14 protein-coding genes are annotated in these 13,973 nt (G+C 74.3%); 9 read left to right on the forward strand and 5 right to left on the reverse strand.

The window, feature by feature from the left end; genetic code table 11:
* Positions 1-28 precede the first annotated feature (28 nt).
* Both C9F11_RS09145 and C9F11_RS09150 read right to left on the reverse strand, forming a co-directional pair.
* Positions 29-997, reverse strand: a complete 969-nt coding sequence (locus tag C9F11_RS09145) for a hypothetical protein (protein WP_138958780.1) — start codon at positions 995-997, stop codon at positions 29-31.
* A 207-nt stretch (positions 998-1,204) separates the two neighbouring features.
* Entirely contained in the window at positions 1,205-2,860 is a 1,656-nt protein-coding gene (locus tag C9F11_RS09150; protein WP_138958781.1) for an FAD-binding dehydrogenase, read from the reverse strand.
* Positions 2,861-3,157: 297 nt separating this feature from the next.
* Here C9F11_RS09150 and C9F11_RS09155 point away from each other — a divergent pair, with 297 nt between their 5' ends.
* Genes C9F11_RS09155 through C9F11_RS09170 form a run of 4 tightly spaced genes read left to right on the forward strand, consistent with a single transcriptional unit; the run spans position 3,158 to position 5,368 of the window.
* On the forward strand, positions 3,158-4,054 hold the full coding sequence (locus tag C9F11_RS09155) for a DMT family transporter (protein WP_138958782.1): 897 nt from the start codon (positions 3,158-3,160) through the stop codon (positions 4,052-4,054).
* A 17-nt stretch (positions 4,055-4,071) separates the two neighbouring features.
* Positions 4,072-4,602: an NUDIX domain-containing protein gene (locus C9F11_RS09160; RefSeq protein ID WP_138958783.1), complete on the forward strand. Its 531-nt coding sequence runs from the start codon at positions 4,072-4,074 to the stop codon at positions 4,600-4,602.
* Complete coding sequence (locus C9F11_RS09165; RefSeq protein WP_138958784.1) at positions 4,599-5,039, forward strand: DUF202 domain-containing protein; 441 nt, start codon at positions 4,599-4,601, stop codon at positions 5,037-5,039. The genes C9F11_RS09160 and C9F11_RS09165 overlap by 4 nt, the downstream gene beginning before the upstream one ends.
* An 8-nt stretch (positions 5,040-5,047) precedes the next feature.
* Complete coding sequence (locus tag C9F11_RS09170; RefSeq protein WP_138958785.1) at positions 5,048-5,368, forward strand: DUF202 domain-containing protein; 321 nt, start codon at positions 5,048-5,050, stop codon at positions 5,366-5,368.
* Between the two features lie 25 nt (positions 5,369-5,393).
* On the opposite strand, the gene C9F11_RS09175 is transcribed toward C9F11_RS09170, so the two are convergent.
* Positions 5,394-6,338 carry an NADP-dependent oxidoreductase gene (locus tag C9F11_RS09175; protein WP_138958786.1) on the reverse strand — a complete coding sequence of 315 codons (945 nt, stop codon included), beginning with the start codon at positions 6,336-6,338 and terminating at the stop codon, positions 5,394-5,396.
* Positions 6,339-6,452: 114 nt separating this feature from the next.
* Between C9F11_RS09175 and C9F11_RS09180 the strand changes: the two genes are divergently transcribed.
* From C9F11_RS09180 to C9F11_RS09190, 3 genes are all read left to right on the forward strand, one after another.
* Positions 6,453-6,749, forward strand: a complete 297-nt coding sequence (locus tag C9F11_RS09180) for a hypothetical protein (protein WP_138958787.1) — start codon at positions 6,453-6,455, stop codon at positions 6,747-6,749.
* Positions 6,750-6,977: 228 nt separating this feature from the next.
* Entirely contained in the window at positions 6,978-8,012 is a 1,035-nt protein-coding gene (locus C9F11_RS09185; protein WP_138958788.1) for a phosphotransferase family protein, read from the forward strand.
* A 9-nt stretch (positions 8,013-8,021) separates the two neighbouring features.
* Positions 8,022-9,236, forward strand: coding sequence for an acyl-CoA dehydrogenase family protein (locus tag C9F11_RS09190; RefSeq protein WP_138958789.1), 1,215 nt, complete (start codon positions 8,022-8,024; stop codon positions 9,234-9,236).
* Between the two features lie 66 nt (positions 9,237-9,302).
* Here C9F11_RS09190 and C9F11_RS09195 read toward each other — a convergent pair whose 3' ends face one another.
* On the reverse strand, positions 9,303-9,896 hold the full coding sequence (locus tag C9F11_RS09195) for a TetR/AcrR family transcriptional regulator (RefSeq protein ID WP_138958790.1): 594 nt from the start codon (positions 9,894-9,896) through the stop codon (positions 9,303-9,305).
* A gap of 122 nt (positions 9,897-10,018) precedes the next feature.
* On the reverse strand, positions 10,019-10,786 hold the full coding sequence (locus tag C9F11_RS09200) for an SDR family NAD(P)-dependent oxidoreductase (RefSeq protein ID WP_138966258.1): 768 nt from the start codon (positions 10,784-10,786) through the stop codon (positions 10,019-10,021).
* Positions 10,787-11,132: 346 nt separating this feature from the next.
* Between C9F11_RS09200 and C9F11_RS09210 the strand changes: the two genes are divergently transcribed.
* Both C9F11_RS09210 and C9F11_RS09215 read left to right on the forward strand, forming a co-directional pair.
* Positions 11,133-12,464, forward strand: coding sequence for an erythromycin esterase family protein (locus tag C9F11_RS09210; protein ID WP_138958791.1), 1,332 nt, complete (start codon positions 11,133-11,135; stop codon positions 12,462-12,464).
* A gap of 85 nt (positions 12,465-12,549) precedes the next feature.
* The gene (locus C9F11_RS09215; RefSeq protein ID WP_346347236.1) at positions 12,550-13,917 is read left to right on the forward strand and encodes a serine-threonine protein kinase; all 1,368 of its coding nucleotides are present in this window, start codon (positions 12,550-12,552) and stop codon (positions 13,915-13,917) included.
* The last annotated feature ends 56 nt before the right edge of the window (positions 13,918-13,973 follow it).

Below are 13,973 nucleotides of genomic sequence, written 5' to 3' on the forward strand. Positions count from 1 at the left end.
ATCGGTCTGGGGTGGTGCCGCCTACGCGTCACGCGGTGCCGAGCGCGGCGGCCCGCGCGGCGGTGTAGGCCTCGTGCGGGTCCCGGTCGGGGTACGACCAGGGCGCTTCGGTCGCGTGCCGGCCGATGCGGTGGAACAGCGCGGCGGCCTCGGCCGACCGGCCCTCGCAGAACGTGGCGTGGGCGAGGAAGTTGAGGTCGACGAAGGCGCGCGGGTGGGCGGTGCCCGCCGGGGCGCCGCCCGGGGTCTCCCATTCGAGCCACCAGTCGAAGGAGGCCTTCATCACCTGCCGGGCGCGGCGGCTCGACCAGTGCCCGGAGGCGACCGGGTCGTGGCTCTCGCTGCCCGCGGCGGCGAGCACCCGGTAGCGCTCGGCGTGCGCGACGACCGGGAGCACCGCGAGCGGCGAGTGGGCGGGCACCTGCTCGGCCGCCCAGGTGGCGAAGTCGTACACCTCGTGCAGCGGGTCCTGGCCCGCGCCGGGCCGGCGCTCGGCGAGCCGCGCGAGCATCAGGTAGTGCGCGTGGTGGTGCTCGGGGTGGCGGTGCCTGACCTCGTCGAAGAGCCGTACGACGTCCTCCTCGTGGCCGAGCGAGCGCTCCAGGAGCAGCAGCGCGAGCCAGGGCGTCGGGTCGGCGGGGACGCGTGCCGCCGCCTCCCGGCAGGCGCTGCGGGCCTTCTCGGAGCGCTCCTTGCCGCGCAGCGCGCGGTGCACGGCGGCGTGGGCGAGCAGCACGGCGGCGTCGGCGCTCTCCGGTTCGGCGAGGCGCCAGTCGCGGATCCACGCCGTGGTGCTCTGCTCGCGGGCGAGCACGTCGCAGCGGTGGCCGCGGCGGTCCCAGTCGTCGCCGGTGGCGGCGAGCAACTCCCGCACCTCGGTCCAGCGGCCCTGCGCCAACGCGGCGCGCGCGGCGACGAGTTCGGCGTCGTCGAGTGCGGCGTCGAAGACGTGGCTCGCACGTTTGCGAGAGCGACCGAGTGGTGGGGGTGGGGACACCGCGGGCGTCCTCCCGAGACGCGGTAGGCGGGCAGGCGATCTCGCACAGCCAACCGGTAGGCGGCGCTCCGCGTCAAGGCCCAGGCGCCCCAAGCATCTTGACACGTCTCCCACGCACCCTGACGAACTCCTTCACGGGTTCGGGCGGCGCGCGGCGGCTCCCTCGGGGCGGCGGCCGCCCGGCGCGGCGCCGCCGCCAACGCCCCGCTAGTCGACGGCCTTTGCAGCCGCACGCCCCGCGGCGCGCCCCGAGAAGAGGCAGCCGCCGAGGAAGGTGCCCTCCAGGGAGCGGTAGCCGTGCACTCCGCCGCCGCCGAACCCGGCGGCCTCGCCCGCGGCGTACACGCCCGGCAGCGGTTCCCCGCCCTCCCGCAGGACGCGCGCGGACAGATTGGTCTCCAGGCCGCCGAGCGTCTTGCGCGTGAGGATGTTCAGACGCACCGCGATCAGCGGCCCCGCGCCGGGGTCGAGGAGGCGGTGCGGCGCGGCGGAGCGGATCAGCCGGTCGCCGAGGAATTTGCGCGCGCCACGGATGGCCATGACCTGGAGGTCCTTGGTGAAGGGGTTGATGACCTCGCGGTCACGGGCGGCGATCGTGCGGTGCAGGGCCGCCTCGTCGATGAGGGGTTCCTTGGTGAGCGCGTTCATGCCGCGCACCAGGGATCCGAGGTCCTTCTCCACGACGAAGTCGACGCCGTGGTCCATGAACGCCCGCACCGGTCCGGGTACGTCGGCCCGCGCCCGCTCGATGACCCCGCGTACGGACTTGCCGGTCAGGTCGGGGTTCTGCTCGGAGCCCGACAGGGTGAACTCCTTGCCGATGACGCGCTGGTTGAGCACGAACCACGTGTGGTCGTACCCGGTGCCCATGATGTGGCCGAGCGTGCCCAGGGTGTCGAAGCCGGGGAACAGCGGCACGGGCAGCCGGTCGCCGCGCGCGTCCAGCCACAGTGAGGACGGGCCCGGCAGGATGCGGATGCCGTGCCCGGCCCAGATGGGGTTCCAGTTCTCGATGCCCTCGGTGTAGTGCCACATGCGGTCGCGGTTGATCAGGCGCGCGCCCGCCCGCTCGGCGATGCCGAGCATCAGGCCGTCGACGTGCGCGGGCACCCCGGAGAGCATCTTCGCGGGCGGGCTGCCGAGCCGCTCGGGCCAGTTGGCGCGGACCAGGTCGTGGTTGCCGCCGATGCCGCCGGAGGTGACGATCACCGCTTGGGCGCGGAACTCGAAGGACCCGGTGACCTCGCGGCTGCTGGCCGTGCCGCGCTCGGCCGTCGAGGGCTCGAGGACCTCGCCGGTCACGGTGTCGACCACGCCCGCGCTGCGGCCGAGGCCGGTGACGCGGTGGCGGAACCTCAGCTGGACGAGGCCGCGCTCGACGCCCTCGCGCACGCGGCGCACGAACGGGGCGAGCAGTCCGGGGCCCGTCCCCCACGTGATGTGGAAGCGCGGCACGGAGTTGCCGTGCCCCTGGGCGTCGTAGCCGCCGCGCTCGGCCCAGCCGACGACCGGGAAGAACCGCACGCCGAGGCCGTGCAGCCAGGCCCGCTTCTCGCCGCACGCGAAGTCCACGTACGCCTTGGCCCACTCGCGCGGCCAGTGGTCCTCCTCGCGGTCGAAGGCGGCCGTGCCCATCCAGTCCTGGAGGGCGAGTTCGCGGTGGTCCTTGATCCGCATGCGCCGCTGCTCGGGGGAGCCGACGAAGAAGAGCCCGCCGAAGGACCAGTGGGCCTGCCCGCCCAGGGACTGCTCCGGCTCCTGGTCGACCAGGATCACCCTGCGCCCCGCGTCGACGAGCTCGGCGGTGGCCGTGAGCCCGGCGAGCCCCGCGCCGATCACGATGACGTCCGCGTCGTAGGCCATGACGGCTCCTTCTCGACATCCGGCTCGGCCCTCGGTCGGGCGCGCCGAGCAGTGGCGGGGCGGTGCGTCCGCCGGCGGTGGCGCGTGCGCGCGGACGCGTGTTACCCGTGGGTCAGATCCTGGATAGCGCCGGGCCGGACGTCAACAGTCCGGTACGGGATACCCGTGCCTGGCCCGCCACGGCACGGCCCAGGACCGGGCGGGGGCCGGGCGGGGGCCGGGCGGGGGCCGGGCGGGGGCCGCTATCGTCGGCCGGGTACCGCTTGCCCGACCGCCGCCGAGTCCGAGGTACCTCACGTGTCGGTTCTGGTCCTGCTTCTGTCCGTCGCCGCGGCCTGCTGCCTCGGCGTCGGCTTCGTGCTCCAGCAGAACGCCGCCCAGCGGGCCCCGCTCGGCGACTTCCTCTCGCCGCGCCTCCTGCTCGACCTGGTGCGGGTGCCGCGCTGGCTGGGCGGCATCGGCCTGATGGTGTGCGGCATGGTGCTCGGCGCCCTCGCGCTCGGGGAGGGCGAGGTCACCCTGGTGGAGCCGCTGCTCGCCACGAACCTGCTGTTCGCCCTCGCGCTCTCGCGGCACCAGACCAAGCAGCCGCTCGGCCGCCAGGGCTGGGCCGGGCTCGCGCTGCTCGCGGGCGGTGTGACGGCCTTCATCGTGGCGGGCGAACCGCGCGGCGGCGCCGCCGACCCCGATCCGCTGCGGCACTGGCTGGTCCTCGGCGTGATGACCGGCGGGGCCCTGGCCCTGGCCGCACTGGCGAAGAAGTCCCCCCTCGGCTCCGGGCCCGCGCTGCTCGGCGTCGCGGCCGGGCTGCTCTACGGCGTGCAGGACGCGCTGACGCGGGTCAGCGAGGAGCGGTTCGTCGCGGGCGGCTGGGCCGAGCTCCTCGGCGGCTGGCAGCCGTACGCGGTCCTGGTGCTCGGCGTCACCGGGCTCGTCCTCGTGCAGAGCGCGTTCGAGATGGCGCCGCTGCGGATGTCCCTGCCCGCGCTCACCGCCGCCCAGCCCCTCGCGGGCATCGCCTGCGGCGTCGGCTTCCTCGGCGACCGGCTGCGGACGGACACCGCGGCCCTGGCGTGGGAGGCGGCGGGCCTCGCCGGGATCGTGACCGGCATCGTCCTGCTCGGCCTGCATCCGGCGATGCCCGCGGGCACGGGCGGCGGGAGCAGCGGGGCGCGGGCCTCTGCCCTGCGCTGACCTGTCAGGATGGCCGTATGAGTGCTGACGCCACGCATCCGGCGGACGAGATCCTGGCCATCGTCGACGAGCACGACCGCGTGATCGGCGAGGCCCCGCGCGGCGAGGTGTACGCCCGCGGCCTGCGCCACCGCTGCGTCTTCATCGAGGCCCGCGACGCGGAGGGCCGCGTCTTCGTGCACCGCCGCACCGCCACGAAGCTCGTCTTCCCCTCCCTGTACGACATGTTCGTCGGCGGCGTCGTCGGCGCGGGCGAGTCCTACGACGACGCGGCCCTGCGCGAGGCCCAGGAGGAGCTCGGCGTCCGCGGACTCCCCCGCCCCACCCCGCTGTTCAAGTTCCTGTACGACGACGGGGCGGGCCGCACCTGGTGGTCGTACCTCTACGAGGTCCGCTGCGCGGGCCCGGTGGATCCACAGGTGGAGGAGGTCGCCTGGCACGACTTCCTGACCGACGGGGAACTCGCGCGCCGCGCCGAGGAGTGGGCGTGGGTGCCGGACGGCCTGGACGCGTACCGGCGCCTGCGCGACTTCCGGGCGACACGATGACGAGCGGACACAGAGAGGAACAGGCCCCGGCGGGGCCCGGGAAGGGGGGCGGCGGTCGGCAGGGGCTGCGGCTGTGGTTCAGCCCCGCCGGGCTGCGGAACGAGGGCGACACTCCGGACTACCGCTTCTCCCTGGCCAACGAGCGCACCTTCCTGGCCTGGCTGCGCACCGCGCTGGCGCTGGTCGGCGGCGGCTTCGCCGTGGACCAGTTCCTGCCCGACCTGCGCTGGGGCGCCCGCGTCGGGCTCGCGCTCGCGCTGCTCGGCGCCGGGGTGCTGTGCGCGCTGCGGGCGGTCGACCACTGGGTGCGGTGCGAGCGGGCCATGCGGCGCGGCGAGGACCTCCCGGTCTCGCGCTTCCCCGCGCTGCTCGGCCTCGCGGTGGCGGTGGTCGCCCTCGCGATGGTGGCGGTCGTGCTGTTCGGCTGGGAAGGGTGACGGGGGCGGTGCCGGAGGGCTCCTTCGCGGTCCGGGACCCGGGCCTCCAGCCCGAGCGCACCCGGCTCGCGTGGCGGCGTACGACGCTGACCTGCACGGTCGTCGCGGTGCTCGCGGCGCGGACGGCCCTGCACCACGGCCCGTCGGCGGCGGGCGTCGCGGCGTGCGCGCTGACCCTGCTGCTCTGGCTCGGCTTCCTCGCGGTGGCGCACCGCAGGATCACGGAGCTCGCGGTGGCGCGCCCGCGCGCGCTGGACGCGCGGGCGGCGACGGCGGCGGCCCTGTGCGCGGGGGCGCTCGTGCTGTGCGCGCTGGTGGCGCTGTTCTGAGGACGCGGCGGCGGGGCGCCGGGGGCTAGTCCCCTTCGGCCGCCCAGTCCACGGTGACCACGATCTTCCCTCGGGTGCGCCCCTGTTCGCTCAGGCGGTGCGCGTCCGCGGCCCGCTCCAGCGGGAACGTCGCGTCGACGTGGACGGTGAGCACGTCCTGCTCCGCGAGTTCGGTGAGGTGCCGCAGGTCGTCCGCGTCGGGGCGGACGAAGCAGTACTGCCCGCCCAGGCCGATCACGGAGCCGTCGGCGACGGAGGCGAGGCGGCCGCCGGGCGCGAGCAGCTCGGCGGAGACCCTCAGCGTGTCGCCGCCGATGGTGTCGAAGGCGGCGTCGACGCCCTCGGGGGCGAGGGCGCGCACCCGCTCGGCGAGGCCCTCGCCGTAGGTGACGGGCTCGGCGCCCAGCTCCCGCAGATAGGCGTGGTTGCGCTCGCTCGCGGTGCCGATGACGCGGGCGCCCGCGTGCCGGGACAGCTGGACGGCGAAGGAGCCGACGCCGCCCGCGGCCGCGTGCACCAGGACGACGTCGCCCTCGCCCACGGTGAGCGCCCTGTGCACCACCTGGTAGGCGGTGAGCCCGGCCAGCGGCAGGCCCGCGGCCTCCTCGAAGGTGAGGTTGCGGGGCTTGCGGGCCAGGGTGCGCACGGGCGCGGCCACGTACTCGGCGAGCGTGCCCCGGGACAGGAAGTCCTCGCGCACGTAGCCGATGACCTCGTCGCCGACGGCGAACTCCGGGACGGCGACGCCGGGCTGGACCACCACGCCCGCCACGTCCCAGCCGGGGATCACCGGGAAGACCGGGTCCAGGACGGCGTCCAGGTAGCCCTCGCGGCACTTGTGGTCGACCGGGTTGACGGCCGCGGCCCGGACCTTGACCAGGACGGAGTCCGGGCCGACCTTCGGGTCGCGCACGTCGCCGTACTCCAGGACCTCGGCACCGCCGTACGCGCGGTAGCTGATCGCTTTCATCGAGTCGCCTCACGCAGTCATGACACTACGCAGCACGCTGACACAACGGGACCAAAGGGGCATCGAGGACTAGCCTGAGAGGGTCATCAGGCCCCTCTCCGGGAGGCACATCCCATGACCGTCGCCCATCAGGAACACACCGCCCACGACCACGCGCACGGCCCCGCCTGCGGCCACCCAGAGGTCCCGCACGGCGACCACGTCGACTACGCGCACGACGGCCATCTGCACCGCGCGCACGGCGGCCACTACGACGAGTGCGAGCCGGGCGGCCACGTCGCGCACGAGGGGCACGACCACCAGCACGGCACGGACTGCGGGCACGCCTCCGTGCCGCACGGCGACCACGTGGACTACGTGCACGACGGACACCGGCACGCGGCCCACGACGGCCACTGGGACGACCACTGACCGCCTGAGCCCGCCCCGCCGCACCCCGGCGCGCACTCGCCGGGCCCGCCCCCCACACACGCCTCCGCCGAGCCCGCGCCCGTGGCGGCGGCCGCGATCCTGATCACGTTCGAGCACCCCCTCTGGACGACATACCGACTGGTCGGCATCATGAACGCCAGCGCGTTTGCCACCGGTTCGACGCCCGTCCGTCCGCACGTGCCCGTCCACGATCAGGAGCGACCGCCCATGAGCGCAGACCACCCGCCCGGCCTCGACCTCGACCGGCTCCGCGGCCACCTCGACCGCGCGCGCCCGGGACTGCTCGGCGGCGGCCCGCTCACGGCCCGCCTCGTCGAAGGCGGCCGGTCCAACCTCACGTACGCCGTCACGGACGGGGCCGCCCGCTGGGTGGTGCGCCGCCCGCCGCTCGGCCACGTCCTGGCCACCGCGCACGACATGCGGCGCGAGCACCGGGTGATCAGCGCGCTGCACCCGACCGCCGTACCGGTGCCACGCCCCGTGCTGCTGTGCGAGGACGAGTCGGTCGTCGGGGCGCCCTTCTACGTCATGGAGTTCGTCGAGGGCACGCCGTACCGCACGGCGGAGCAGCTCGCTCCGCTCGGGCCCGAGCGCACCCGGGCCACGGTGCTCGGCCTGGTCGACGCGCTCGTGGACCTGCACGCCGTGGACCCGGAGGCGGTGGGGCTCGCCGACTTCGGGCGGCCCGAGGGCTTCCTCGACCGGCAGCTGCGCCGCTGGGGCAAGCAGCTCGCGGCCTCGCGCGGCCGCGAGCTCGCCGGCATCGACGAGCTGCACGCGGCGCTCGGGCGGGCGCTGCCCGCGTCGCCCGCGCCCGCCGTCGTCCACGGCGACTACCGCCTGGACAACGTCCTGATCGACTCCACGTCCGGGACGGACCGGATCGCGGCCGTCCTCGACTGGGAGATGTCGACCCTCGGCGACCCGCTGACGGACCTGGGGCTCCTGGTGATGTACAGCGTGCGCCTGGAGGTGCCCGACTCCCCCGTCAGCACCGCGGCGGGCGCTCCGGGACACCCGGATCCGGCCGAGCTGATCGAGCGGTACGCGGCCCGCTCCGGGCGCGACGTCTCCGCGGTCTCCTGGTACACCGCGTTCGCCTGGTTCAAGCTCGCCGTGATCCTGGAGGGCATCCACTACCGCTACACCCAGGGCCAGACGGTCGGCCCGGGCTTCGACCGCATCGGCGAACTGGTGCCCCTGTTCATCGAGCACGGCCTGACCACCCTCCAGGAAGGCTGATCCGCACCCATGGACTTCGCATTCGACGCCCGTACCGAAGAACTGCGCGGCAGGCTGCTCGCCTTCATGGACGCGTACGTGTACCCGGCCGAGAAGGTCGCCGACGAACAGCGCGCCCGCCTCGCCTCCCCGTGGGACACTCCCGCCGTGGTCGAGGACCTGAAGGCCGAGGCCCGCCGCCAGGGCCTGTGGAACCTCTTCCTGCCGGACGCCGAGCACGGCGCGGGCCTGACGAACCTCCAGTACGCGCCCCTCGCGGAAATCACCGGCCGCAGCCCGCACTTGGCGCCCACCGCCCTGAACTGCGCGGCGCCGGACACCGGCAACATGGAGGTGCTCGCCCAGTTCGGCACCGGCGAGCAGCGGAAGCGCTGGCTCGCGCCGCTGCTCGCGGGCGAGATCCGCTCGGCGTTCGCGATGACGGAGCCGGAGGTGGCCTCCTCCGACGCCACGAACATCACCACGCACATCCGGCGCGACGGCGACGCGTACGAGATCACGGGCCGCAAGTGGTACATCTCCGGGGCGATGAACCCGCGCTGCGAGGTCTTCATCGTCATGGGCAAGACGGACCCGGAAGGCCCCGACATCCGCCGCCAGCAGTCGATGGTCCTCGTCCCCCGCGACACCCCCGGCGTCGAGGTGCGCCGCGCCATGACGGTGTACGGGTACGAGGACCACTCCCACGGAGGGCACGCCGAGGTCGTCTTCGACCACGCGCGCGTGCCCGTGACGCACCTCGTCGGCGAGGAGGGCGGCGGCTTCGCCATCGCCCAGGCACGGCTCGGTCCTGGGCGCATCCACCACTGCATGCGGCTCATCGGCATGGCCGAGCGGGCGATCGAGCTGATGTGCCGCAGGGCCCTGGACCGCACCGCGTTCGGCAAGCCGCTGGCCCGGCAGGGCGTCGTACAGCAGTGGATCGCCGACGCGCGCGTCACGGTGGAGCAGCTGCGGCTGCTCGTGCTCAAGACGGCGTGGCTGATGGACACCGTGGGCAACAAGGGCGCGCACACGGAGATCCAGGCCATCAAGATCGCGACGCCCCGGGCGGTCGTCGACATCCTGGACAGCGCGGTGCAGCTGCACGGCGCGGGCGGGGTGAGCCAGGACTTCCCGCTGGCGGAGCTGTGGGCCGCGGCGCGGACGCTGCGGCTCGCCGACGGTCCCGACGAGGTGCATCAGCGGTCACTGGCCCGGCGGGAGCTCAAGCGGTACGCCTAGCGGCGGGCGGGGCCCGGGGCCGCGTCCTCCCGTCCTGCCCGACGGGACGATCACGCACGGCTGGGGCTACGGGCGCAGGGCCCTCAGCAGCAGGTCCGCCAGGTGGTCCGCGACCTGTTGCGGGGACAGCGGGCCGTCGGGGCGGTACCACGTGGACAGGTGGTGGACCGAGCCGAAGTGGTAGTCCACCACCAGGTCCGCGGGGGTCGCCGAGGAGAAGACGCCCGCCTCCTGGCCCTCCTCGACCAGCGCGCGGAAGCGTTCGTGGTAGCGGCGGCGCTCGGCCCGCACCTGCTTGTGCTTCTCGGGGCTGAGGTGGTGCATGGACCGGAAGAAGATCGCGGCGTCGTCGAGGTTGGCGATGGTGGTCACCACGACGTCGGCCGCCGCGTCCCGCAGCCGCCGCTCCACCGGCGCGTCCGCGTCCGCGAAGGCGTCGAGCCGCTCCTGCTGGACCCGCAGCATGCGGGCGTACACCTCGTGCAGCAGGTCGTCCTTGGAGCCGAAGTAGTGGTACAGCGCGCCCTTGGTGACGCCGGCCGCTTCCACGATCTCCTGCACGGACGTGCGGTCGTAGCCGCGGTCGGCGAAGAGCCGGGTGGCGGCGGCGAGCAGCCGCTGCGGGACGGGCGTGCCGTCACCGTCCGTCGTCCTGGCCACTGCCGCCACCTGCCTTCCGTTTCCTGTGCTGCCCGCTGACGCGGGCGCCTGGATGTGTTCGGTCGTTCACACGGTCTCCGGAGACAACGCGGTTCCCGCCGGAGGATCTTCCCACTGACCGGCTACGGGAGCCGCGTCGCCTCCCACTTCCGCTGGATGTGGTTCATGCTGGTGAGCCACTTGTCGGGGGCGGACGCCCGCGCCTGGTAGTACTCCGCGACCTCGGGGTGCGGCAGGATCAGGAAGCGGTCCTCGGCCATCCCGGCGAACAGGGCGTCGGCGACGTCCTCCGGCTCGACGGCGGTGGGCACGAGCACGAGTTCGCCCGCGGACCCGGCGGCGGTGAGCATGTCGGTGCGCACGCCCTGCGGGCAGATCGCGTGCACCTTGAGGCCCCGGTGGCGGTAGGTGAGCGAGAGCCACTCCGCGAAGGCGTACGCGCCGTGCTTGGTGACGCTGTACGGGGCGGCGCCCACCATGGTGAGGAGCCCGGCCGCGGACACCGTGGACACGAACCGGCCCGCGCCGCGCTCCAGCCAGGCGGGCAGCAGCGCGTGCGCGGCCCGGACGTGCGCCATGACGTTCACGTCCCAGGCGCTCGCCCACACCTGCTCGTCGGCGGCCTCGGAACCGCCGGACGCCAGGCCCGCGTTGGCGCAGTACACGTCGACGGCGCCGTCGAGGGCCGCGAGCGCGCCGGGCACGACCCCGGAGGCGTCGCCCGGCACGGCGGACCCGCCGATCTCCTCGGCGACGGCGGCGGCCTTGGCGGCGTCCAGGTCGTTGACGACGACGCGGGCCCCGGCCGCGGCGAAGCGGCGGGCCAGCGCGGCCCCGATCCCGCCCCCGGCTCCGGTGACGACGACTCCCTTGTCCCGCAAGCTCTCCACGGTCTCCCCTTCGGCCTCGAACACACTGCCTCACTGACGCGCTGCGGCAGCAGACTAACCGGTCGGTATGTTCGGCGGAAGGGGAGGTCCCGGCCGTGCACGGGCGGGAGGACGGGAGCCGGGGCGGGCGGAGGGCGGGGGCCGGGGCGGGCGGAGGGCGGGGGCCGGGCAGGTGTCGGGGCGGGGGCCGGGGCGGGACCCCTACCGGTTTTCCGGTAGGCCTCAGGGTGCGCGGGCCCCCCTCCCGCCCTGGGGGCTTCCCGGCTGGTGACGGGGAGCCGGACCCGGGATCGTGATCAGTGGCTCACGACGGGCGTACGACAGGCGAGTTGAGGAGTGGTTCGGCATGACACGGACGGCACGGCGCACGGCCCCGCTGCTGGTGGTGGCGGCCGCGGTCGGCGCGGGAGCCCTGGTCGCCCCGCAGGGCGCCGGGGCGGCGGCGCGCGAGGGCGACCCGGTGCGGGCCATCGAGCGCGTCGCGCACCCGCTGCGCTCGACCGCCCCGGGCGGTCCGGACGAGGACCTGCGGCCGCTGGACGCGATGGTGGGCGGCGCCACGGTGGTGGGCCTGGGCGAGGCCACGCACGGCTCGCACGAGTTCTTCACCATGAAGGACCGGGTCTTCCGCCACCTGGTCGAGGACAAGGGCTTCACCACCTTCGCGCAGGAGGTCAGCTGGACGACCGGACTGCGCTTCGACGCCTATGTGCGCGGCGGCGCGGGCGACGTGCGCGCGCTCGTCCACCGCGAGCTGGCGAAGACCCCCTGGGACACCGAGGAGTATGTGGAACTGCTCTCGTGGATGCGCGCGTACAACGCCGAGCACCCGCGGCGGCAGCTCCGCTTCATGGGCAACGACCTCAACTACCCGCAGACGGGCAAGGAGCTCTACGACGGCGTGACGGACTACGTCCGGCGTCACGAACCGGACCTGCTCCCCCGGATCACCGAGCTGTACGCGCCGCTGCGGCGCCTGACGGACGGCGACGCGCACATGGGCAGGCCCCAGGCCGAGCGCGAGCGCCTGGCGGAGAGGGCACGGACGGCCTACCGGCTCCTCGAGGCGCGCGAGCCGGAGCGGGGCGGCAAGCGGTTCGCCCTGGCCCTGCACCACGCCCGGTCCGTCCAGCAGACCGCGAGGATCTACGCCTTCGCGCTGAACACCCCGGCGGGCGACCGCGCCGCCATGCTGTACCGCGACCGCATCATGGCGGAGAACACCGCCTGGTGGCAGCGGTACACGGGCACGAAGGTCCTGCTCTCGGCGCACAACGCCCATGTCGGGTACGCCTCGTACGACCCGCGCTATCCCAAGATGCAGGGCGCCTTCCTGCGCGACCGCCTCGGCAAGAAGTACCTGAGCGTGGGCTTCACCTTCGACCGGGGCGCTTTCATGGCGCAGCCGGACGGCGAGGCGGCCTGGAAGTCCTTCTCGGTGGGCCCGGCCACGCCGGACATGAACGAGCACACGCTCGACAAGGTCCGCCACGACGACTACTACGTCGATCTGCGCACGGCCCCCGAGGCCGCCCGGTCCTGGCTCCGGAAGGCCCGGACGACCTACAGCATCGGATCGGGCTGGCCCGACGGTCCCTACAAGATCTCGCTGGCGTCGTCCCACGACGTCCTCATACATCTGCACGACGTCACGGCGGCCCACCGGCAGCCCTCCTAGGCGGGGGCCGGTGCGTCCGGGGGACGGCACCGGCCTCTCTGTCTCGTTTCCACGCCCCGTTTCCCTAGCCTCTTGTCACGTGATCATGGGAAACATCCGGTATGTCATGCCGCAGATCTGGCCAGCGACCCCGTGCGGCGGGACGATGGTGGACGTGGAGCCCTACTGGGAGTTGACCTTCGACGCCGACGGGGACGTCGACGCCGCGCAGCGCGACCGGCTCCTGTCCGGCGCGGAGGACAAGCGCGTCACCGACCTCTTGGTGTTCGCGCACGGCTGGAACAACGACCAGCGGCGTGCCCGCGCGTTGTACCAGCGCTTCTTCACCCCCTTCGCCTCACTCACAGGCCCGGACGTCCGCCTCGGTTACGTCGGCGTGCTGTGGCCCTCGATGCGCTTCCCCGACGAGCGCATCCCTGACTTCGAGCCGTCCGCGACCGCCGGGGCCCCCGGCGTCACCGGCGTCACCGGCGTCACCGGGACCGCCGCGCCGCCCACGCTCGACGAGCCGACGCGGCGGCTGCTCGCCCAGGTGTTCCCGGGCCCCGCGCAGGCGGCCCGGCTGGACCGCATGGCCCGGTTGCTGGAGGAGCGCTCCGAGGTCCGCTCCCGGCTCGACGAGTTCGCACGGCACGTGCGCGACCTGGTGGCGGTGCCCGAGACCGGCCCCGCGCACGAGTTCGCCGACGACACGGGCGCGGGCGAGCCCGCGATGCTCACCGACGACGCCGTCGAGGTCTGCGAGGTCCTGACCGCCGCCCTGGAGAGCGCGGGCTGCCCCGAACTCCTCGGCGGGCTGCGCAAACGGCTCTGGCACGGCGCCCGCGAGCTGCTGCGCCAGGGCTCCTACTACGCGATGAAGCGCCGCGCGGGAGCCGTCGGCCAGCTCGGCCTCGGGCCCGCGCTCGGACTGCTCTGCGCCCGTGTGCCCCGCCTGCGGGTGCATCTGATCGGGCACAGCTTCGGCGCCCGCCTGGTGTCGTACGGGCTGCGCGGCATGCCCGCCGGGGCGGGCGGTGTGAAGTCGGCGACGCTGCTGCAAGGGGCCTTCTCGCACTACGCGTTCAGCGAGCGGCTGCCGCACGACCGGTCGCGCGGCGGCGCCCTGCACGGGGTGCAGCAGCGGGTCGACGGGCCGCTGGTCGCCTGCTACTCGTCGCACGACGACGCCCTCGGCAAGCTCTATCCGCTCGCCTCCAAGCTCGCCGGGGACTCCGCGAGCTTCCTCGCCCTGTGGGAGCGGTGGGGCGCCGTCGGGTTCGACGGAATCCAAGCCACGGACGGCGCCCGGCGCGTGCGGCTGGGCGCCGCCCTGCCCCGGCGGGGGTGCGTGAGCGTGGACGCCGCCGCGGTGGTGCGGCGGGGTGGCCCTCCTTCCGGGGCGCACAGTGACATCTGCCATGAGGAGTTGGCTCGGGTCGTGTGTGCGGCTGGGCGGATCGGCGTCGTGTGAGCGCCGTTGGGGTGTGGTGGGTGGGGAAGCTGCGCGTCCGTCGTGGCTGGTCGCGC

Origin of the sequence: Streptomyces sp. YIM 121038, from assembly GCF_006088715.1 — a bacterium.
Lineage (GTDB): Bacteria > Actinomycetota > Actinomycetes > Streptomycetales > Streptomycetaceae > Streptomyces.